This window comes from Pseudomonas sp. 8BK (assembly GCF_902506475.1).
GTDB classification, from domain to species: domain Bacteria; phylum Pseudomonadota; class Gammaproteobacteria; order Pseudomonadales; family Pseudomonadaceae; genus Aquipseudomonas; species Aquipseudomonas anguilliseptica.
Genome location: NZ_LR733252.1, coordinates 1,953,578 through 1,975,239 on the forward strand (window position 1 = coordinate 1,953,578; position 21,662 = coordinate 1,975,239).

The 21,662-nt window shown below is 58.9% G+C and carries 18 protein-coding genes; 11 read left to right on the plus strand and 7 right to left on the minus strand.

The genetic code is table 11. The features are described 5' to 3' along the window. Positions 1-74: 74 nt before the first annotated feature. On the plus strand, positions 75-674 hold the full coding sequence (locus ACIN8IBEIGE_RS08950; RefSeq protein ID WP_160014331.1) for a hypothetical protein: 600 nt from the start codon (positions 75-77) through the stop codon (positions 672-674). A gap of 422 nt (positions 675-1,096) precedes the next feature. Further along, the gene (locus tag ACIN8IBEIGE_RS08955; protein WP_160014332.1) at positions 1,097-1,312 is read left to right on the plus strand and encodes a DUF2970 domain-containing protein; all 216 of its coding nucleotides are present in this window, start codon (positions 1,097-1,099) and stop codon (positions 1,310-1,312) included. Position 1,313: 1 nt separating this feature from the next. Here ACIN8IBEIGE_RS08955 and ACIN8IBEIGE_RS08960 read toward each other — a convergent pair whose 3' ends face one another. Continuing rightward, positions 1,314-2,384: an ABC transporter substrate-binding protein gene (locus ACIN8IBEIGE_RS08960; RefSeq protein WP_256665078.1), complete on the minus strand. Its 1,071-nt coding sequence runs from the start codon at positions 2,382-2,384 to the stop codon at positions 1,314-1,316. A gap of 189 nt (positions 2,385-2,573) precedes the next feature. On the opposite strand from ACIN8IBEIGE_RS08960, the gene pnuC reads away from it, so the two are divergent. Together pnuC and ACIN8IBEIGE_RS08970 are read left to right on the plus strand one after the other, a co-directional pair. Beyond that, positions 2,574-3,140: a nicotinamide riboside transporter PnuC gene (gene pnuC, locus ACIN8IBEIGE_RS08965; RefSeq protein WP_160014334.1), complete on the plus strand. Its 567-nt coding sequence runs from the start codon at positions 2,574-2,576 to the stop codon at positions 3,138-3,140. Next, positions 3,137-3,688 carry an AAA family ATPase gene (locus tag ACIN8IBEIGE_RS08970; RefSeq protein WP_160014335.1) on the plus strand — a complete coding sequence of 184 codons (552 nt, stop codon included), beginning with the start codon at positions 3,137-3,139 and terminating at the stop codon, positions 3,686-3,688. The genes pnuC and ACIN8IBEIGE_RS08970 overlap by 4 nt, the downstream gene beginning before the upstream one ends. On the opposite strand, the gene ACIN8IBEIGE_RS08975 is transcribed toward ACIN8IBEIGE_RS08970, so the two are convergent. Together ACIN8IBEIGE_RS08975 and ACIN8IBEIGE_RS08980 are read right to left on the minus strand one after the other, a co-directional pair. Further along, a complete protein-coding gene (locus ACIN8IBEIGE_RS08975) occupies positions 3,656-4,123 on the minus strand; it encodes a DUF3429 domain-containing protein (RefSeq protein ID WP_160014336.1) in 468 nt (155 codons plus the stop codon). The two genes, ACIN8IBEIGE_RS08970 and ACIN8IBEIGE_RS08975, sit on opposite strands and share 33 nt — an antisense overlap. A 25-nt stretch (positions 4,124-4,148) precedes the next feature. Then, positions 4,149-4,286, minus strand: coding sequence for a hypothetical protein (locus ACIN8IBEIGE_RS08980; protein ID WP_160014337.1), 138 nt, complete (start codon positions 4,284-4,286; stop codon positions 4,149-4,151). Between ACIN8IBEIGE_RS08980 and ACIN8IBEIGE_RS08985 the strand changes: the two genes are divergently transcribed. The 4 genes from ACIN8IBEIGE_RS08985 (at position 4,285) to ACIN8IBEIGE_RS09000 (ending at position 8,369) form a co-directional block, all read left to right on the plus strand. Then, positions 4,285-6,159 carry a di-heme-cytochrome C peroxidase gene (locus tag ACIN8IBEIGE_RS08985; protein ID WP_160014338.1) on the plus strand — a complete coding sequence of 625 codons (1,875 nt, stop codon included), beginning with the start codon at positions 4,285-4,287 and terminating at the stop codon, positions 6,157-6,159. The genes ACIN8IBEIGE_RS08980 and ACIN8IBEIGE_RS08985 overlap by 2 nt on opposite strands. 53 nt (positions 6,160-6,212) lie before the next feature. After that, positions 6,213-7,346, plus strand: coding sequence for a catalase family protein (locus ACIN8IBEIGE_RS08990; protein ID WP_160014339.1), 1,134 nt, complete (start codon positions 6,213-6,215; stop codon positions 7,344-7,346). 105 nt (positions 7,347-7,451) lie between these two features. Continuing rightward, positions 7,452-7,808 carry a 6-carboxytetrahydropterin synthase QueD gene (gene queD / locus ACIN8IBEIGE_RS08995; RefSeq protein ID WP_090241991.1) on the plus strand — a complete coding sequence of 119 codons (357 nt, stop codon included), beginning with the start codon at positions 7,452-7,454 and terminating at the stop codon, positions 7,806-7,808. A gap of 252 nt (positions 7,809-8,060) precedes the next feature. Then, complete coding sequence (locus tag ACIN8IBEIGE_RS09000) at positions 8,061-8,369, plus strand: TRL-like family protein (protein ID WP_090253600.1); 309 nt, start codon at positions 8,061-8,063, stop codon at positions 8,367-8,369. A 54-nt stretch (positions 8,370-8,423) separates the two neighbouring features. Here the strand turns inward: ACIN8IBEIGE_RS09000 and ligA are convergent, their stop codons facing one another. The 4 genes from ligA to ACIN8IBEIGE_RS09020 all read right to left on the minus strand — a co-directional run bounded on the left by ligA (position 8,424) and on the right by ACIN8IBEIGE_RS09020 (position 16,021). After that, a complete protein-coding gene (gene ligA / locus ACIN8IBEIGE_RS09005; RefSeq protein ID WP_160014340.1) occupies positions 8,424-10,793 on the minus strand; it encodes an NAD-dependent DNA ligase LigA in 2,370 nt (789 codons plus the stop codon). Between the two features lie 61 nt (positions 10,794-10,854). Further along, positions 10,855-11,679 carry a cell division protein ZipA gene (zipA, locus tag ACIN8IBEIGE_RS09010; protein WP_090386550.1) on the minus strand — a complete coding sequence of 275 codons (825 nt, stop codon included), beginning with the start codon at positions 11,677-11,679 and terminating at the stop codon, positions 10,855-10,857. Between the two features lie 181 nt (positions 11,680-11,860). Beyond that, positions 11,861-15,349 carry a chromosome segregation protein SMC gene (smc, locus tag ACIN8IBEIGE_RS09015; RefSeq protein WP_160014341.1) on the minus strand — a complete coding sequence of 1,163 codons (3,489 nt, stop codon included), beginning with the start codon at positions 15,347-15,349 and terminating at the stop codon, positions 11,861-11,863. 12 nt (positions 15,350-15,361) lie between these two features. Further along, positions 15,362-16,021: a GntR family transcriptional regulator gene (locus tag ACIN8IBEIGE_RS09020; RefSeq protein WP_160014342.1), complete on the minus strand. Its 660-nt coding sequence runs from the start codon at positions 16,019-16,021 to the stop codon at positions 15,362-15,364. Between the two features lie 240 nt (positions 16,022-16,261). Between ACIN8IBEIGE_RS09020 and ACIN8IBEIGE_RS09025 the strand changes: the two genes are divergently transcribed. The 3 genes from ACIN8IBEIGE_RS09025 to xdhB all read left to right on the plus strand — a co-directional run bounded on the left by ACIN8IBEIGE_RS09025 (position 16,262) and on the right by xdhB (position 21,537). Next, positions 16,262-17,401, plus strand: coding sequence for an alkane 1-monooxygenase (locus ACIN8IBEIGE_RS09025; RefSeq protein ID WP_160014343.1), 1,140 nt, complete (start codon positions 16,262-16,264; stop codon positions 17,399-17,401). A gap of 307 nt (positions 17,402-17,708) precedes the next feature. Next, positions 17,709-19,148, plus strand: a complete 1,440-nt coding sequence (gene xdhA / locus ACIN8IBEIGE_RS09030; protein ID WP_160014344.1) for a xanthine dehydrogenase small subunit — start codon at positions 17,709-17,711, stop codon at positions 19,146-19,148. Beyond that, a complete protein-coding gene (gene xdhB / locus ACIN8IBEIGE_RS09035) occupies positions 19,141-21,537 on the plus strand; it encodes a xanthine dehydrogenase molybdopterin binding subunit (RefSeq protein WP_160014345.1) in 2,397 nt (798 codons plus the stop codon). The genes xdhA and xdhB overlap by 8 nt, the downstream gene beginning before the upstream one ends. Positions 21,538-21,662: the final 125 nt, after the last annotated feature.

Here is a 21,662-nt window from a genome sequence, read left to right on the forward strand (position 1 = left end):
ACAGCGTGGCGATAAGCCTGGTGTACAGCCTTAGCGCGATAGCCTGGCTGATGTTCTGGCGTCGCAGTCTCGCGATGCCAGCACTGCTGCAGCGCTATCCGCTGTTGCTGGCCCCCTGGTTGGGCGGCGCTCTGGTGCAGCTGGTCGGCGCCGCGCTGGTGCTACATCCTGATACATCGGCAGGCAAGGAGTTTGAAGCCGTGCTGTTCGATGTGCTGCACGCGCGCGCAGACCTCGTGCTCTCCGCCTCAGCCAGCATTCTGGTGGTCGCCACAGTGGTCTACGGTATGCAACAGCAATCGCCACCACCACAGACCTTTATCCGGCTGATGTCTTACGCCATGGTGGCGCTATTGGGTTTTATGCTGCCGATAGTCTGGATACCGCAAACTCAGACCGAGTGGATGCGCCTGCTGCGGCATATACAGACAGCAGCCTTTAACTGGGGTCTGCTATTGGTCTGCGCAGGTTTGATAACCTTGCTCGAAGACCTGATGCGTAACGAAAACAGCGCCGTAACCAGCGGCCACGGCACCGAACCCTTAGTCGGAGCCCAGGGTCATGTTCCGGTCACCGCTACTAGCGCTGATTCTCCAGCGCTGGCCCAGAGCGTAGAACACCCCCAACCCACCGAAGAACGCCATAAACACGCCGCCGGCCAGCAGCACCCATAGCTCACTGGTTGGGACAGCATCAGTGGCGGCAGCGTGGATCATCCACAGGCCCATCAACGACAGGCACAGACCGACACTGACACCCAGCAATGTGCGCAGTCGGCTGCTGTGATGACCTTGATGTTTCTGGATCAGCTCCAGCAGCTCCTCGATATCCTCCGGCTGTACGCCAGTGTTCGCGTCATCGACCAATTCCACTGCGCCAAATACCAGGCGCATACGGATAGCCTTATCCAGCCAACCCTGCTCGCTGGTGTTGATAATTACCGACTTGCTCATGATGAAACCCCTTGCTAGGTATGGAATCTCAGCCTAGGGGTCGGGACTCAAGCAACTTCAGCAGGAGTCGTTTCCACGGCAAACATCCTGCTTCCGGCTAGGCTTTACTGAGCAAGCAGTCAGTCTGAGTAATGGAGAAACACATGAGCGAAGAGGAAAACAAACCGCTGACGCTATGGGAGATGTTGCAAAGCGTGCTGAGTGCAGCGATCGGCGTGCAAAGCGGAAAAAACCGTAGCCGTGATTTCTCACGCGGCAAGCCCAGCCACTTCATCATTCTCGGCGCATTGTTCACGGTCGTGTTTGTGCTGGCGATCTTCGGCATCGTCAAACTGGTGCTGCACCTGGCAGGCGTCTGACTTATGGCAACAACGGTTTGATGGAGAAGCCGTAGTCCTTGATCTGCGGATGGTACACCGCGCTGAACTGGCGAAAATCAAGACCATAGCCGGGTACCTTGAGGCGCTGTTTCAAGTAAGCAGCCTGTTTGGCATCCAGCAGGCTGAACAGCTGATCAACCCGATCCTTACCGCCGCGTGCGGCAAAATCCAGCCCGGCATGGTAGTCATGCAGCATTACCATGGCCCAGCCACCGAGGGTGAAATGTCCACCAACCAGGACGCAAAGCTTGCCGTCTATGCGCGCCTGCAGTACCTCATCTGAATTATTCAGCGCCGACAGGTAAATATCCTTCCCTGGTTGCCTGCCCAGTTCCTCTGCGGCCTGCATAACTCCAAATGCCATTTCATCGTTAGCCGACCACACCAGCTGCACTTCGGGATGGCGCGGCAGCATCAACTGCGCTTGCTCATAGGCGCGCTGACGTTTCCACTCGCCCTGCAGCATCTGCTGCAGTTTGATCTCAGGGTGTTCGCGTAAGGCGCGGTGCAAGCCATCTTCGCGCAGGCTGGAAGACGGTGTTAACCGAACACCAGCAAACGCCAGCAGGCTACCCGGTTTACCTTTCAGCTTGGCGATCAAGGCTTTCGCCATCCAGTAACCGGCTTGCTCGTCATTGGGAATCAGGCTGCCTATCCAGTTACGGTAATGCCCACGCGAGCCACCAATTATCTGCTGCTGTTCTGGCGTTAAGGTGCTATGCAGGGAAAACAGCTTGATCGGACTATCGGCAAACAGCCTGAGCAACTCCGGCGCGGTATACATCTCGTTGACGAATATCAGGTAGTCCGGCTGCTTGTCGCGGGCTAATACGCTGCGGGCTTTTTCCAGCAACTGGGGCGGGTTGCGCTCGCCATAGATAACTTCCAGCTGCATGCCCAAGTCGTCGGCCGCGGCCTGCATAAAATCGCTGTAGCCCACCCAGAATGGCTCGTCGGAAAAGCCCGGATTGAGAAATACCACCGATGCCGGTGCCTTAGCTGCAACCCGCGGGTTTTCGGCAAGGGCCTGGGCTATCAGGCCAAACGTCAATAAGCATACTGCGCTAATAGCAATTAAAAGGGACCTGAACACAGCATGCCTCCTGAGGGGGCGCAGAGTATATCGGCAAAGCCATAGCAACTTGCCATCCAGTGCGAGAGGCGTGGCTGTGCAACCAAGACGACGCCCAGCACAATCGTTACAATCGCTGCCACTCTTGCCCTCGTTCATCGGTGTTCTATGTCGCCTCTGGAAATCATCGCTTCAGCCCTTGGTGTGTGGGCCGTCTGGCTGACCGTGCGGCAAAACCGCTGGTGCTGGCCGCTGGGTTTGCTGATGGTGCTGATGTACGCCTGGATCTTCTATGACGGCAAACTGTACTCAAACATGCTGCTGCAAGGCGTGTATGCGGTATTGCAGGGCTACGGCTGGTGGCAATGGACCCGTGGCGGCAGCAGCCACAGTGGCGTGCAGGTCAACCGACTTAGCCCGCAAGGCATATCGATCAGCTTAGCAATAGGTGCCGTTGGCACAGTTATTCTCGGTTACCTGATGGCCACCTTCACCGACGCTGCCGCGCCCTGGCAGGATGCAGCACTGAGTGCCTTCAGCCTGGTCGCCCAGGTCTGGATGGCGCAGAAACGCGTTGAATGCTGGCCACTCTGGATAGTTCTCGACCTGCTTTTCGTGGCGCTGTTTGTACAACAAGGCCTGTATCCGACTGCAGCACTCTATGGGCTGTTTACCCTGCTGGCGCTCAATGGCTGGCTAACCTGGCGACGTGATCGCGCGCTGGTCAGCGCATGAAGGTACTGGTACTCACGGGCCCTGAATCCAGTGGCAAAAGCTGGCTGGCCGAGCATATTCAGGCGACTTTTGGTGGGGTGCTGGTTGGCGAGTACGTGCGGCATTTTATCGAGCGTGAGCAGCGCGACACCTGCTACTCCGACATCAGCGCGATCGCCCAGGGCCAACTGGTCTGGGAAGACCAGGCCAGAGCGACGCGCCCCGAGCTGCTGATTCTCGATACTCATCTGCTGAGCAATATGCTCTGGAGTCAGCAGCTGTTTGGTGATTGCCCCGCCTGGATTGAGCAAGCCTTACTCGAGCGCGACTACCACCTGCATCTACTACTAAACCCGGTGGGTGTGCCCTGGGTCGATGATGGTCAGCGTTGCCAGCCAGAACTGGCCCAGCGCCTCACGTTCTACCAACAGTGCGAGCACTGGTTGCGGCTCCACCGACAGCCGTTGCAGTGCATTCAGGGCGACTGGGCGCAGCGCCGTGAGCAGACGCTGACGACAGTGGCGCATTGGCTCAATTCAACGCAGCAGCACACTGGCCCAGGCCAGTAGCAGGCTCAGGCAGACGATAATCGTCAGCGGCCGGCGCAGGCTGGGATACCACTGCGGCGCCAGGCCCAGTTTCACCGCCCGCAAGTCGGCGGCATACAACCCACCAAACGCCAGCAAACACAGAGGCAAAGCCAGGCTGGTGGGCATGCCGCCACTGATTGCCAGCCACCCCAGCAATGGCGGCACCACAGATAAGCCCAGCTGAATCTGCGCGGGCTCACCGGCATTTTCCGCGCGCATGGCCAGCCCCCAGTGAATAGCCCCCATAAAGGCCAGGATCACCGCGGCATAGTCCAGCAAGGCCGCCAGAACCACCACCCGCCAACCCTCTGGCGTCACCCAGATGCCCAATGCCCCGGTGACGAAAGGCACCAGCCCTGCATAGCCCAGTAATAACGCCAATTTAGGCGGTTGCGATGCGTCGAATGGATGCATGAACTCACTCCAGCGGATTAATTCGTCATAAACCGCACTGTAAAACCATCTTCGGACCTAAAAGAAGACTATTTCCTGGGTTTCGTAGTAATGGCTGCTTGCCATCGGCTGCGGCAATAGGCATAAAAACAACAAATAAAAAACGCCACAAGGAAGTATCCATGCGCATTCTCCGTCGAGCCCTGTATGGGCTTCTTTTGTTGCTGGTGGTAGGGCTGCTGGTCGCCCTGTACTTCATCGCCAACCCCAACCTTCCGATCTATCAGCAGCCCGACAAACTGCACTACCTCGATCAATGGTCCGCAGAAGAACGCCAGACCTACTACTACACCCCTCAGGGTACCCAGGTGAAAGGTCTGCGTTATGAATGGTTCAGCGCGCTGGAGCTGCCATTCAGCAGCAGCAAGTTCGCCACCCCGGATTACCTTGCGCGTTTCGGTTTCCTCGTCGACCCCGCCCAACAACCCACGCAGCTGAACCCCGGCAACCTGCCAGTCGGCTTTGCCCGCCATGCTGATGCGGAAAGTGGCGAGCATTTCCTGGATATCAGCTGCGCCGCCTGCCACACCGGCGAGCTGCGCTATAAGGGCCAGGCCGTGCGCATCGACGGCGGCGCGGCACTGCATTCGCTGGCGTCCACCGTACCCACAGTGCGTGGCGGCAGCTTTGGCCAGGCGCTGGGCATGAGCATGGCTTTTACCTACTACAACCCACTTAAATTCCGCCGCTTCGCCCAACAGGTACTCGGTGATGAATACGCCAGCCACAAGTCCCAGCTGCGTCGCGACTTCAAGGTAGTGCTCGATCGCCTTCTCGGCACCGCGTTCAATGACTGGCATCGCGGTCTCTACCCAACCGAAGAAGGCTTTGGCCGCACCGATGCCTTCGGCCGCATTGCCAACAGCGTCTTTGGTGATGCGATAGACCCGAGCAACTACCGAGTCGCCGATGCGCCAGTGAGCTATCCGCAGGTCTGGGATATCTGGAAATTCGACTGGGTCCAGTGGAACGGCTCAGCCATGCAGCCCATGGCCCGCAACGTTGGCGAAGCGCTGGGCGTTGGTGCCACGCTGCGCCTGCTGAATACCGACGGCCACCCGGTTGCCGAAGCCGAACGCTATCCCTCAAGCGTACGCCTGCGTGACCTGTTCACCCTGGAAGAAACCCTCAAGCAACTGCAGCCGCCCACCTGGCCGGAAGAGGTGTTCGGCAAGGTCGATCTGCTGCTGGCCAGCCGTGGCCGCGCGTTATTTACCGAGAATTGTGCCTACTGCCATGCGCCTGATCCGAAGAAACCGGATGAGCGTTTTGCCCCCGCTCGCGATCCCGAGTGGCGCATGCGCGTGGTACCGACCTCCATCGTCGGCACCGACCCGACCACAGCGGACAATATCGCCGACCATCGCTTCGATATCAGCAAACTGGGCTGGACCAAGGCCGAGCTGAGCAAGCTGGATGTGCGCCTGTTTGGCGCCACGCTGGACGATATCGACATGCGCAGTATCTCCAGCGCCAAGGCCCTGGCCTATGTCACCGCCTATGTGGAAAACCGCGCCTATCAGGATGCTGGCATTTCCGAGCGTGAACGCTGGCGCATGGACGGTTTCGGCCTACCGATTGGCGTGCAGGAAAAACGCGGCTACAAGGCGCGTCCGCTGGATGGCATCTGGGCCACCCCACCGTTCCTGCATAACGGGTCGGTGCCAACCCTGTTCCAGCTACTCTCGCCGGTTTCTGAGCGGCAGACCCAGTTCTGGGTAGGCAATTTCGAGTTCAACCCGAAACAGATTGGCTACAACAGCGAAAAATTCACCGGTGGTTTCCACTTCGATACCCAGGTCACCGGCAACAGCAATCGCGGCCATGAATTCCGCGCGGGATGCCGTGAAGACGGCGTAATCGGCCGGGCCCTGCAACCGGAAGAGCGCTGGGCACTGATCGAGTACCTCAAGGTTCTCGGTAATCCCGCGCTGGAACAGCAACTACAGCCTGTGGCCGCCAAAGAGTGGACGCCCGGCCCGTCTTGCCAGAACTGAAGCGCACGTAGCCTGTGACCGCACACTGAGAATAATTAAAAGGAATTGACTGCATGTTTAAACGATTCTGGCTCTGGCTTGGCCGCGTACTGGGCAAATTACTGGCCCTCGTATTGACCATTGCTATTGGCGGCTGGGCCATCGGCGCGGCCTATTACGGCTGGAAGTTCTCCGGTCCAGTATCCACTGAAGAGCAGGTCCCGGCCGATGAAGCCGCGCTCACCCAAGGCATCATCGAAGATGCCATTCGCGTGGTCGAACAGCACCGTGACAACACACGGGTACTGCGTGATGCTCACGCCAAGGCTCATGGCTGCGTGAAGGCCGAAGTCACCGTCAGTGCTGATATCGATAGCAGCTTGCAACGCGGTGTGCTCAGCGAGCCAGGGAAAACCTGGCAAGCCTGGATGCGCCTGTCCAACGGTAATGCCTACCCGCAATTCGACCGAGCTCGCGATGCCCGCGGCATGGCGATCAAGCTGCTGGATGTGCCTGGAGAAAAACTTACGCAAAGCCCGCAGCACGCCAGCGAGCAGGACTTTGTGATGTTTAATCACCCAGCGTTTTTCGTGCGTGACGTGGCCGAGTACAAAAGCAATTTCGCTGCCCAGGCCGACGGTAAAAAGGCCATGGCCTTCTTCCCCAGCTGGAACCCCAGTACCTGGGAAATCCGCCATCTGATCATCGCCCTGAAAACGCTGTCCCCTGCCCCGGAAACACCGGTGGCAACCACTTACAACTCCATTGCCCCATTCAAACTGGGCGAGCACAACATCAAGTACCGGGTTATTCCTCAACCAGAAGCCTGCCCGGAGTACCAGCTGCCTGAACAGAACCAGGACCTGCCGAATTTCCTGCGCAATGCGCTGTACCAGCAGTTGTCGCTGGATCGCATACCCGCCTGTTTTGCCCTGCAGGTTCAGCGGCAGAACGCGGAGTACTACATGCCCATCGAAGACCCCAGTGTTGAATGGAGCGAAGCCATTTCGCCGTTCGAAACCGTCGCCACCATCAAGGTGCCGGCACAGGACTTTGATAGCCGCGAGCAGAACCTGTTCTGTGACAACCTGTCCTTCAACCCCTGGCATGCGCTGCCTGAACATCGCCCGATTGGCGGCATCAACCGCCTGCGCAAGGCGGTCTACGAGGCTGTCAGCATCTACCGGTTGGAGCGTAATCAACCATAAAACTGTATCCAATTCTCTGTGCTACTCGGTTAACAGCTGCTGAGCTGGTAATATTCGCGCCTTGCTAAACACGCTGTTAGCCGCGTACCACCTGAGAGAAAGACCGTGGAATTGTTCAAAGAGTTTATGTTCGAGGCCGCCCACCGCCTGCCTCACGTCCCCGAAGGCCACAAATGCGGACGCCTGCACGGCCACTCCTTCAAGGTCGCGGTGTATATCGAAGGTGAGGTCGATCCTTATACCGGCTGGATTCGTGACTTCTCCGAGATCAAGGCGATCTTCAAGCCACTCTATGAGCAGCTTGATCATAACTACCTGAACGATATTCCCGGCCTGGAAAACCCTACCAGTGAAGTGCTGGCCAAATGGATCTGGCAGCAACTCAAGCCGCTGCTGCCTGAGCTGTCGCGTATCCGTATCCACGAAACCTGCACCAGCGGTTGCGAGTACCGCGGCGATTGACCCTCGCCTGGCTCCTGCTCGATACGCCAGGCAGCTCCCTGCTCCTCACCGTCCACCATTGGATTGCCAAACCAATTGTGCTGAGCGCAAGAACAACGATTGGCAAAAAATCCACCGGAAGATTTCATAAATTTGAAACCGGTTCGAAAAAAAGCAGGCGAACTTGTTATTAGCCAGGCACTGCTTTAGGGTGCGGTGCACTTTACCTGGATGGGTAAAGCTTCTTATGGATAAGCGAAAAGGAATCACGACATGTTGAAGAAAATTGCTCTGGCTGCCGGCCTGGTTACCCTGCTCAGCGGTTGCGCCTCTGGCCTGTCGCCAGTTAGCGTTGGCCTGATCACCGACGTCAAAGGTCCGATCACTGCCACCACCGCTTCCGGTAACAAAACCGGTACTGCTTGCGCCACCACCATCATTGGTCTGATCAACAAAGGCGACGCTTCCATTGCTGCCGCCAAGGCCAATGGCAACATCGGCACCATCGCTACCGCTGATTACCACACCAAAGGCTTCTACCCGTTCTTCGGCGAAACCTGCGTGAACGTAACCGGTAACTAAGTTGCCCGACTGCCCCCAAACCCTGTTTGGGGGCAGTACAGAAAACCCGCTCCTCTAGAGGCCGTAGCCTGCCAAGGCTGACAAGAACTGCGCCTCGTCAATCACCCGCACACCAAGTTCACTGGCTTTTGTCAGCTTCGAGCCCGCCCCTGGCCCTGCGACCACACAGCTGGTTTTTGCCGAAACCGACCCTGCCACCTTGGCGCCCAGGCTTTCCAGCTTTTCCTTGGCCACATCGCGACTCATCACTTCCAGCGTGCCGGTCAGTACCCAGGTTTGCCCAGCTAGCGGCAAACCTTCGATAACTCTTTTCTCGCTGTGCCAGTGCATGCCAAAGGCTTTTAGCTGCGCTTCAATGGCCCGCGCACGTTGTGCATTGGCTGGCACATCGAAGAACTCGCGTACCGCCTTGGCTTGCTTCTCGGGCAGAGTCTGGCGCATATCCAGCCAGTCAGCCGCCAGTACAGCCTCCAGGCTGAGAAACTTATCCGCCAGCTTCTGCGCGCCACCGGGGCCTACAGATGGAATATTCAACTTGTCGAGCATCCCGGCCAGGGTAGCGCTGGCACTGAATTCGGCACTCAGCTCGCCTTGCTCCTGCAGTTGAAAACCGCATTGATCACTGGCCAACAAGGCCGCAATCACCTGCTGGTTATGGCTATCGGCAAAAAAGCTGTGGATCTCATGTGCGACCTCTAAACCGATATCCGGCAGGTAGGTCAGCACTTCCGGCAAGGCCTGCTGTACGCGCTCTAGAGATGCCAGTGAACGGGCCAGCACCTTGGCGGTTTCCTCGCCCACATCGGGTATACCGAGAGCGTAGATAAAACGCGCCAAACTCGGTTGCTTGCTGTCGGCAATGGCCTGCAGCAGCTTGTTGCTGGAAACCTCGGCAAAGCCTTCCAGGTTGATGATCTGTTCATATTTCAGCGTGTAGAGATCGGCCGGCGAGGCGATCAGCTGCTCATCAACCAGTTGTTCAATGGTCTTGTCGCCCAGCCCTTCGATGTCCATGGCCCGCCGTGAGACAAAGTGAATGATCGCCTGCTTGAGCTGCGCAGCGCAGGCCAGGCGACCGACACAACGGTATACCGAACCTTCGCTGAAGGTTTCCTTGCCCTTGCTGCGCTTGACCAGTTGGGTCCGTTCAACGTGAGAGCCGCACACCGGGCAGCTCTCGGGGATTTGAACGGGCCTGGCATCCAGTGGGCGCCGCTCAGGCACGACCTGCACCACTTGTGGAATCACATCGCCGGCGCGGCGGATGATCACCGTATCGCCGATCATCACCCCCAGACGCGCCACTTCATCCATGTTATGCAGCGTGGCATTAGACACTCTAACGCCGGCCACCTTGACCGGTTTCAGGCGTGCCACCGGGGTAACCGCACCCGTACGGCCAACCTGGAACTCCACATCCAGCAGCTCGGTCAGCTCTTCCGTCGCCGGGAACTTGTGGGCAATCGCCCAGCGCGGCTCACGGGCGCGGAAGCCGAGTTCGCGCTGATAGGCCAGGCTGTTGACCTTGAACACTACCCCGTCGATCTCATAAGCCAACGACTCGCGGCGCTCACCAATGCTGTGGTAATACGCCAGGCATTCATCGGCGCCCTTGGCCAGCTTCAGCTCGCGACTAATCGGCATACCCCACTGTTTCAGGGCTTCAAGAATGCCGAAATGCGTTTGTGGCAGCTCGCCCTGCACCTGACCGATACCGTAGCAGCAGAACTCCAGAGGACGGCTGGCGGTAATTTTCGAATCCAGCTGGCGCAGGCTGCCCGCCGCCGCATTACGCGGATTGGCGAAAGTCTTACCGCCCTGCTCCAGCTGCCGAGCATTCAATGCCTCAAAACCGGCCTTGGACATAAAGACTTCGCCACGCACTTCCAACACAGACGGCCAACCCTCGCCTTGCAGCTTTAATGGCACATTACGAATGGTGCGTACGTTGACGCTGATATCCTCGCCCGTGCTGCCATCGCCACGCGTAGCGCCACGCACCAGCAGGCCATCGCGGTACAACAGGCTGACCGCCAGACCATCAAGCTTGGGCTCGCAGCTGTATTCAACCTCAGTACCGCCACCAAACAGATCGCCTGCTGGAAAATCCAGCCCTTCACGCACCCGGCGATCGAAATCCAGCAGGTCGGATTCTTCGAAGGCGTTGCCCAGGCTAAGCATCGGCACCTCATGCCTCACCTCACCGAAGGCCGAAAGCGCCAGGCTACCGACGCGCTGGGTCGGTGAGTCGGCCGTGACCAGTTCTGGGTGCTCTATCTCCAGGGCCTTGAGCTCATGAAACAGGCGATCATATTCGGCGTCGGGAATACTCGGCTCATCGAGTACGTGATAGCGGTAGTTATGCCCATCCAGTTCGGCGCGCAGTTGCACTATGCGCTGGGCGGCAATAGAAGCATCGGTCATTGCAGTGTGCTCTCAAACGAAAAGAGCAGCCGTGGCTGCTCTTGGTATTTCATCGGTTAAATCAGCGCTTATTGGTCAGTTGCTTGCGTTCATATTCGACGATGCGCTGGCGGTAGTGCTCGATAGTTTGCGCGGTCATCACGCTGCGCTGGTCATCCTTCAACTCACCACCCAGCTCGTGGGCCAGTTTGCGTGCTGCAGCCACCATTACATCAAACGCCTGTTTGGGGTGACGCGGGCCTGGCAAGCCAAGAAAGAAACTTACGGCACGGGTGCTGAAGCCTTCAATATCGTCGAGATCAAAAGTGCCAGGTTTCAACGCATTGGCCATGGAAAACAGCACTTCACCATTACCCGCCATGCTTTCGTGACGATGGAAGATGTCCATCTCGCCAAAACGCAGACCACTTTCGAGAATATTCTGCAACAGAGCCGGGCCTTTAAAGCCTTCTTCGTCGCGGGCAATCACGTTGATCACCAATACTTCTTCAACCGGTGGCAATTCCTTATTGCTGCTCTGGTTTTGACTGACGGGTTTGACCACATCGTCATCAACCGGGTTAAGCAGCGTCGGCACTGGTTCTTCAAGACCCAGATTAAGGTCGCCTTGTTGCGGCTCACCGCTGCGGCGACGATTTAACTCACGCGCGCTCAGCGACGGCAGGTCTTCCTCATCAAAAGCGGGTTCATTACTGCGATCAATAACCCGCGGAGGGCTGAGCAGATCGGGATCACTGTCATCATCCGGCAGGTTGGCAAAACTGCGGTCAAGTTTGAACTTGAGTTTGCCCTTACCACCGCGCATCCGCCGCCAGCCATCAAACAGGATGCCGGCAATCACAATAATGCCGATGACAATCAGCCACTCGCGCAGACCGAATTCCATGAAATACCTTAACCCCTGATAAAAATGTGATGAAAAAGGCCTTCCCGGCCATGTTGCTAATTCTTTTACGCGACGCCAAGCCTATGTTCTATCAGGCCTTTCCCTGCGTTATAACGCCACGTCTAATAACAATGCGCATTAAGCTAGCACGACGAAAGATAACTTTACACCGCCCTGGCCATCATGATTCAACCAAGGCCAACGCTTCCTCCACATCCACAGCCACCAACCGCGAACAACCGGGCTCGTGCATGGTTACGCCCATCAACTGATCGGCCATTTCCATAGCGATTTTATTATGGGTGATATAGATAAACTGCACGGTTTCCGACATCTCTTTTACCAGCCGTGCATAGCGCCCGACGTTGGCATCATCCAGCGGCGCATCCACCTCATCGAGCATGCAGAATGGCGCCGGATTGAGTTTGAAGATGGCAAAAACCAGGGCCAGGGCCGTCAGCGCTTTTTCCCCGCCGGACAATAAATGAATGGTGCTGTTCTTCTTGCCAGGTGGGCGCGCCATGATGGTTACGCCGGTATCCAGCAAGTCTTCACCGGTCAGCTCCAGATAAGCGTTGCCGCCACCGAATACTTTCGGGAAGAGCGCCTGCAAGCCGCCGTTGATTTGATCGAAGGTTTCCTTGAAGCGGTTACGGGTTTCCTTGTCGATCTTGCGAATCACGTTTTCCAGGGTTTCCAGCGCCTCCACCAGATCAGCGTTCTGTGCGTCCAGGTAACGCTTGCGCTCGGATTGTTGCTGGTATTCGTCGATCGCCGCCAGGTTAATCGGTCCTAAGCGCTGAATACGTGCGGCCAGGCGTTCCAGCTCTTCTTCCCAGGCTTTCTCGCTGGCTTCGGCTGGCAAAGTCGCCAGCACGCCATGCAGATCGTAGTTGTCTTCCAGCAACTGATCCTGCAGCGCCTTGCGCCGCACGGTCAGCGACTGCCAGTCCATACGCTGCTGTTCCAATTGGCCGCGCAACAACTGCGCCTGTTGCTCGGCCTGAGTGCGGCGCTTTTCCGCATCACGCAGTTCGCGATCGGCATCTTCCAGGGCCAGGCGCGCCAGTTTGAGTTCGTCTTCCACCGCCATGCGCTTGTCGAGCTGTTCTTCGAGCTTCATCCGCAGCTCTTCCAGCGGCGCTTCACCCTCCTCCAGGTTAAGGTTGAGCTGCTCACGCTTCTCGTGCAGGCGTTCGGCCTGCAATTCCAGGCGTTCCAGGGCCTGACGGGTGGAATCATGCTGAGCTTTCAGCGAGCCCAGGCGCACGGCCAGTTGATGGGCGTGATCCTTGTGCTGGCGAGCCTCCTGGCGCACGCGATCAAGCCGTTCTCGCAGGCTGTCGCGGCGAGCCAACAGGCTTTCGCGCTGTTCGTTGTCGGTCGCCATGGCATCCAGGGCGTCCTGCAGCTGCAAACGCGACTCACCCAGCTGCTCGTGTTCGATTTCGCGCTGCTCGGCCAGCTCCAGCAGCTCGCTGTCCAAGCGGGTACGGCGCAGTATCAGTTGCTCAACCTTGGCCTGCCCGGCGGACAGCTGGGCTTTCAGCTCGCCGAGCCGACGGGCCAGGTCTTGGGCCTGGCGGCGTTGCTGCTCGCGCTGTTCTTCCTGAGCCCGCTGGTTTTCCCGCAGATGAGTCAGGCGCTCATCCAGCAAGGCCAATGCGGCTTCGCGCTCATCGCGCTCCAGTGTCAGCCGTTCGATCTCCTGACCACGGGCCAGTACGCCGCTTTCCGCTTCACTGGCGCGGCGCACGCGCAGGAAATGCCGGCCGACCCAGTAACCATCGCGGCTGATCAGGCTTTCGCCTTCGGCCAGGCTCAAGCGGGCGGCCAGCGCCGCATCCAGGCTCTGCACCGGCTTGACCTTGGCCAACCAGGGCGCCAGATCGACACTGGCTTCGACCTTATCCAGCAAACTGCCAGCCACCCGCGCGCCGCCCTTGCTTGGACTGGCCAGGCGCAGATCGCCCTGGGTCAGGCCAGCAAAATCCAGGCCTTGGAAATCATCCAACAGCACGGCCTGCAGATCGGCACCCAACACGGTTTCCACCGCCAGCTCCCATCCGGCTTCAACGCGCAGGCCTTCAGCCAGTCGTGGACGTTCGCTCAGCTGCTGTTCACGCAGCCACTCGCCGGCACCTTTGCCTGGGTCCAGCGCCGCTTGCTGCAGCGCTTCCAACGAAGCCAGGCGGCCATTCAAACGCTGCAGTTCACCTTGTGCCTGCTGCTGGGCCTGACCGCTGTGCTGCAGGTCATTGCGCATTTGCTGCAGACGCTCGCCCTGCTGCTCTTCTTCCAGCTGCAGGTCTTCCAGGCTGATTTCACCGGCGGCAATCTGCTCGCTCAGTTCGATAATCGCCGCATCTTCCGGGTCAGCCGCCAGTTGCTGCAGCTCCTCGGTGAGACGGCGCTGACGCTCAGCCAGGCGTTCCAGACTCTGTTCCAGCTGGGCAATGCGCGATTGCTGCACCTCGGCCTGACGACGCGGCTCGGCACTGCGCTGGTTGAAGCTGTCCCACTGCTCCTGCCAGCCCTGCATGGCTGCTTCAGACTCTTCCAACCCTGCGGCGAACTCTTCGGCGGCAGCAGCCGTCAGCTCCTGCTCAGGCAGCAGCATTTCCAACTCTTCGCCCAGGGTCGCTAGCAATGTGCGGTCGTGGCCCAGGTGTGATTCAGTTTCCAGGCGCGCGCGCTCGGCTTCGTTGAGGTCGTCCTGCAACTGACGCAGACGCTGCTGGCCGTGCTGGATGCTCTGCTCGATACGCGCGATATCGCCGCCCACCGAGTAGAAACGGCCCTGCACCAGGTTGAAACGCTCGCTCAGCTCGTGATGGCCATCGCGCAGGCGCTCAATGCTCGCGTCGGCGTTGCGCTGCTCGGCGACCAGCGCTTCGAAGCTGATTTCCTGGTTGCTGATCACCGCCTCACGGCTGCCCACCTGCTCGTTCAGCGCCTGCCAGCGCAAGGCGGTGAGCTGAGCTTTGAGCTGACGTTCCTCGGCCTTGTACTCCTGGTATTTCTCCGCCGACTGGGCCTGACGATGCAGGCGGTCGAGTTGACGCTCAAGCTCTTCGCGCAGGTCGGTAAGACGTGCCAGGTTTTCATGGGTGCGGCGGATGCGATTCTCGGTCTCGCGGCGGCGCTCCTTGTACTTGGAGATGCCGGCAGCTTCTTCGATAAAGTTGCGCAGATCTTCCGGCTTGGCCTCGATCAACTTGCTGATCATGCCCTGCTCGATGATCGAATAGCTGCGCGGCCCCAGGCCGGTGCCGAGGAAGATATCGGTAATGTCACGGCGACGGCACTTGGTGCCGTTGAGGAAATAGGTGTTCTGACTGTCGCGGGTGACCCTGCGGCGGATCGAGATTTCGTTATAGCCGGCGTATTCGCCGGTCAAGGTGCCGTCGGAGTTGTCGAAGACCAGCTCGATGGAGGCCTGGGTCACCGGTTTGCGGGTATTGGAGCCATTGAAGATGACGTCGGTCATCGACTCGCCACGCAGGTTCTTCGCCGAACTCTCGCCCATCACCCAGCGCACGGCGTCGATGATATTCGACTTGCCGCAGCCGTTGGGCCCAACCACTGCCGCCATATTACTGGGGAAGGTCACTGTGGTTGGGTCGACGAAGGACTTGAAACCGGCCAGTTTGATGCACTTAAGCCGCATAGACAGGCTTCCTTAAGCGTCGGCCAGTGCGGCCAGCACCAGCTGGCAATTGTGCTCACCGTAACCCAGCAACACCTCACGAATGGCCTGATGATCACGGCCGATGATCGCCTGCAGCAAGGCAGCAAAGGTATTGAGGAACTGGCCCATCTCGCCTTTGCGCCGCTCCAGCGCCAGGTGATAGGTGCGACTGATGGCCGGCAGCAGGTTCTCCACGGTTTCCTGCAAATAGGGATTATTGGAGAACGGGAAGGCAGCTCGCATGATGTCAAAGCTGCTCTCGACAAAGCCGTCAATATCCTCACGCTGCAGACTGTCCTGCAGCCGCTGCTGAATCACCAGAAACGGCCCGAGATCCGTCTCGGCCTGCCAGCTATCCGCCACCGCCTTGCCCAACAGGATGTACAGCTCCATGACCAGGGCGTACAGGCTCTTGACGTTATGCGGGGTCAGTTCAGCCACCTGCGCGCCACGGCGCGGCGGAATCACGATCAGGTGCCGGCGCTCCAGAATCAGCAATGCTTCGCGCACCGACCCCCGGCTGACATTCAGCGCCTGGGTGACTTTCTGTTCCTGAATCCGCTCACGCGCCTTCAACTCACCACGAATGATGCGTTCAGCAAGGTGATGGGCGATCTGCTCAGCGAGGCTATCCGGTGCCTTGAACGTCATGATAATCCTTAGGCTCTATCTGACCTATTGGGGGGGCAAACAAGGGTCTCAACCCCAGGCCAGGCTTGGCTTGGGCGGTACAGCGCAGGGCGCGAGTGTAACACAGGGTGTTACCGGGCCAAGGCCGCCTGTGCCCTGCTTTCAAACCAAAAGGTGGGCTACCGGGGGATGGCCACAGAAACAGATTGTCCTACAATCCTACCAGCACCCCATTCCAACAATAACAAGTACGGAGCCACCATGTTCGAACGCCTGCCCTCAAACTGGATGCTTGCCATTAAAAGCATCGGCTACTGGTTCTGGTTGATCCCGGTATTGGGTATCCCATTGAGCTATTACTGGTCATTAAATAGCCAATACGCTAACGCCTGGCCCTGGCTGGTCATCGTGGTGGTCTTTGGGGTTATCCCGCTGCTGGACTTCATTATTGGCCGCGACCCGGCTAACCCGGATGAAACCGTACAGGTACCGCAAATGGAGCAGCAGGGCTACTACCGCCTATTGAGCCTGGCCACCGTACCCGCGCTGCTGGGCATGCTCGGCTGGGCCGGCTGGGTCTTCGTCAACCACGAAGCCTGGAGCTGGGTGGGCCAGCTGGGCTGGGTGTTGTCGGTTGGCACCGTCACCGGGGCGATCGGTATTACTGTGGCCCATGAGTTCATCCACAAGGACCCACAGCTGGAGCAGAACGCCGGCGGTTTGCTGCTCGCTGCCGTGTGCTATGGCGGCTTCAAGATCGAACATGTGCGCGGTCACCACGTGCATGTGTCGACCCCGGAAGACGCCAGCTCCTCACGCTACGGTCAGAGTCTGTATGCTTTTTTGCCGCATGCCTACAAGCACAACTTCCTCAACGCCTGGAAACTTGAGGCTGAACGGCTGAAACGCAAGAACCTACCTGCCCTGCACTGGCGCAATGAGCTGATTGCCTGGTACGCCATCAGTGCTCTGTTCCTGCTCGGCTTCAGTCTGGCTTTCGGCTGGCTCGGCGCACTGTTCTTTGTCGCGCAGTCGGTGATCGCCTTTACCCTGCTGGAAATCGTCAATTACGTGGAGCATTACGGCCTGCACCGTCGCAAACTGGAGAATGGCCGCTATGAGCGCACCAATCCGACGCACTCATGGAACAGCAACTTCCTCCTGACCAACCTGTTCCTGTTCCATCTGCAGCGCCATTCCGACCACCACGCCTATGCCAAACGCCGCTACCAGGTGCTGCGCCATTTCGACGACAGTCCGCAATTGCCCAACGGCTATGCCGGGATGATTGTCCTGGCGCTGTTTCCACCGCTGTGGCGTGCGGTGATGGACCCTCGCGTACGTGCTTACTACGCCGGTGAAGAGCACCAACTGACTGATTCGCAGCTGACCCATTCCTAAAAGCAGTTACTGCAACAAGAAAACGCCAAGGGCTCACACCCTTGGCGTTTTTTATGTCCTGTACTTTTTTTCTACAGCGCCTGCTTGGCATAAAAGCGGCTAGCGTTTAACCGAGCTGCAGGGCTTTTCGCGCTCATAACTGAATCGTATGACAATCGCCTGACCAAAGAGTCAAATATTTGTTGACCCTAAAGTCAGAAAACTCTAGATTCGCCTCATGCCAAGCCGTGTGGAAACGCTTTGCCATTGTGCTCAGTCGTTTCAGCAGAGCCTGATACGAGAACAATAAAGTGCCTGGAGGTCGTCCTTGATCCAGTTTTTACTCAACCGGGAGCTGCGTACTGAGCATGCCCTCGACCCAAACGTCACCGTGCTCAATTACCTGCGTGAGCATGTCGGCAAATCCGGAACCAAAGAAGGCTGCGCCTCTGGCGACTGCGGTGCCTGCACCGTGGTGGTCGGTGAGCTGGATGGCGAACGCGTGCGTTATCGCACCCTCAACTCCTGCCTGACCTTCGTTTCCAGCCTGCACGGCAAACAGCTGATCACGGTTGAAGACCTCAAGCACCAGGGCAAACTGCACAGTGTGCAACAGGCCATGGTCGACTGCCACGGCTCGCAATGCGGCTTCTGCACCCCGGGCTTCGTCATGTCGCTGTTCGCCCTGCAGAAGAACAGCAGCGGCTTCGACAAGGCCGACACCATGGAAGCCCTGGCCGGCAACCTGTGCCGCTGCACCGGCTACCGCCCGATTATCGATGCCGCCGAACAGGCCTGCTGCCAGATGCAGCCAGACCAGTTCGACGCTGCCGAAGCGCAAACCGTCGCGCAACTGAAAGCCATTGCCCCGCAGGATACTGCCGAACTTAACAGTGGCGACAAACGCTGCCTGTTGCCGCTGACTGTGGCGGACCTCGCCGATATCTACGCAGCCAACCCGGAAGCGCGCTTGCTGGCTGGCGGCACTGACCTGGCGCTAGAAGTCACCCAGTTCCACCGCGAACTGCCGGTGATGATCTACGTTGGCCATATCGAAGCGATGAAGCGCGTCGAAGTGACCGCCGAGAGCATCGAAATCGGCGCCGCCACTGCCCTCTCCGATTGCTACGCTGCTCTGGCCCAGGACTACCCGGACTTCGGCGAGCTGCTGCACCGTTTTGCCTCCCTGCAAATCCGCAACCAGGGCACCCTGGGCGGCAATATCGGCAACGCCTCGCCAATTGGCGACACCCCGCCGCTGCTGATCGCCCTCGGCGCGCAGATCGTCCTGCGCAAAGGCAACAGCAGCCGCACCCTGCCGCTTGAAGATTACTTCCTCGATTACAAGGTAACTGCCCGTCAGGAAGCCGAATTTATCGAGAAGATCATTGTGCCGCGCCATCAGGCCAATCAGGCGTTCCGCGCCTACAAGGTGTCCAAGCGTCTGGACGATGATATTTCCGCCGTATGCGCGGCCTTTAACCTGGTCGTCGAAGATGGCGTGGTGCAAAGCGCCCGCATCGCCTTCGGTGGCATGGCCGCAATCCCGAAACGCGCTGCTGCCTGTGAAGCCGCACTGCAAGGCGCAGCCTGGTACCCGGGCGTGATCGAACGCGCCTGCGCTGCATTGGCCGAGGATTTCACCCCGCTCAGTGACTTCCGCGCCAGCAAGGAATACCGCCTGCTCACTGCACAGAATCTGCTGCGTAAATTCTTCCTCGAGCTGCAAGCTCCCGAAGTCGAAACCCGGGTGACCGCGTATGTCTAATCATCATGTAATTAAAAGCCAGGCCGAACTGGCCGAACTGTTCCGCGCCGACATCACCACAGGCGTCGGCAAGAGCGTCAAACATGAAAGCGCGGACAAGCACGTCTCCGGCGAAGCCATCTACGTCGACGACCGCCTGGAGTTCCCCAATCAGCTGCACGTCTATGCCCGCATGAGCGACCGCGCCCACGCGCGTATCGTCAGCATCGATACCAGCCCCTGCTACGCCATTCCGGGCGTGGCGATTGCCATCACCAAGGATGACGTACCTGGCCAGTTGGACATCGGCCCGGTCGTGGCTGGTGACCCGCTGCTGGCGGACGGCAAGGTTGAATACGTTGGTCAGGTGGTATTGGCCGTAGGTGCCGATAGCCTGGAAACCGCACGCAAGGCGGCCATGGCGGCAATCATCGAGTACGAAGACCTTGAGCCGGTGCTGGATGTGGTCGATGCGCTGCGCAAGAAGCATTTCGTCCTCGACAGCCACCAGCACAAGATCGGCAATTCCAGCGCCGAACTGGCCACTGCGCCACGTCGCCTGCAAGGCAGCCTGCATATCGGCGGCCAGGAGCACTTCTACCTGGAAACCCAGATTTCTTCGGTTATGCCCACCGAAGACGGCGGCATGATCATCTACACCTCGACGCAGAACGCCACCGAAGTGCAGAAGCTGGTGGCTGAAGTGCTCGGCGTTCCGATGCACAAGATCGTCATCGACATGCGCCGCATGGGTGGCGGCTTCGGCGGCAAGGAAACCCAGGCCGCCGGCCCGGCGTGCCTGTGTGCGGTGATCGCCCACCTCACCGGCCGGCCGACCAAGATGCGCCTGCCGCGCGTCGAAGACATGCAGATCACCGGCAAACGTCATCCGTTCTACGTCGAGTACGACGTCGGCTTTGACGATAACGGCCTGCTGCACGGTATCGAGATTGAACTGGCCGGCAACTGCGGTTATTCGCCGGACCTGTCCGGCTCGATCGTCGACCGTGCAATGTTCCACTCCGACAACGCCTACTTCCTCGGCAACGCCACCATCAATGGCCACCGCTGCAAGACCAACACCGCGTCGAACACCGCCTACCGCGGCTTCGGCGGCCCGCAGGGCATGGTCGCCATCGAGGAGATCATGGATGCGGTCGCGCGCAGCCTGGGCAAAGACCCGCTGGAAGTACGCAAGCTCAACTACTACGGCAAGACCGAGCGCAACGTCACCCACTACCACCAGACCGTCGAGCACAACGTTATCCACGAGATGACCGCCGAGCTGGAAGCCAGCAGTGACTACGCCAAGCGCCGCGAAGAAATCCGCGCGTTCAACGCCAAGAGCCCGGTATTGAAGAAAGGCCTGGCGCTGACCCCGGTGAAATTCGGCATCAGCTTTACCGCCACCTTTCTCAACCAGGCTGGCGCGCTGATCCATATCTACACCGACGGTTCGATCCACCTGAACCACGGCGGCACCGAGATGGGCCAGGGTCTCAACACCAAGGTCGCGCAGATCGTCGCCGAAGTGCTGCAGGTGGACATCTCGCGCATCCAGATCACCGCGACCAACACCGACAAGGTGCCGAACACCTCGCCGACAGCCGCCTCCTCGGGTGCCGACCTGAACGGCAAGGCCGCGCAGAACGCCGCCGAAACCCTCAAGCAGCGCCTGGTTGATTTCCTGGTGCGCGAATACAAGGTCACCCCGGAAGACGTGGAGTTCCGCAACAGCCAGGTGCGCGTACGCGACCTGTTCCTGAGCTTCGAGGAAGTGATCCAGAAGGCCTATTTCGGCCAGGTATCGCTCTCCAGCACCGGTTTTTATCGCACGCCGAAGATCTACTACGACCGCGACAAGGCCGCCGGCCGCCCGTTCTACTACTTCGCCTACGGCGCCGCCTGCTCCGAGGTGATCGTCGACACCCTGACGGGCGAGTACAAGATGCTGCGCACCGACATCCTGCATGACGTCGGCGCATCGCTGAATCCGGCCATCGATATCGGTCAGGTCGAAGGTGCCTTCGTGCAGGGCATGGGTTGGCTGACCATGGAAGAGCTGGTGTGGAACGGCAAGGGCAAGCTGATGACCAATGGTCCGGCCAGCTACAAGATCCCGGCCATTGCCGACATGCCGCTGGACCTGCGTGTCAACCTGGTGGAAAACCGCAAGAACCCGGAAGACACCGTGTTCCACTCCAAAGCCGTCGGCGAGCCGCCGTTTATGCTCGGCATCGCCGTGTGGTGTGCCATCAAGGACGCCGTGGCCAGCCTGGCTGACTACCGCGTACAACCGCAGATCGACGCCCCGGCCACGCCTGAGCGTGTGCTCTGGGGGGTGGAGCAAATGAAGAAACTGCAGCAGACCGCCAAGTCGGCGGCCGCCGCAGAGGTTGAACCGGCGTAATGCCAAACCGCCTGGGTGGTCACCCACCCAGGCACTGCACATACAGGTGTACAACAATGACAAAACACACCGAGCCAAAAACCCAGACACCCCGACCGATACCCGTTCCCATACTGGATCCGTCA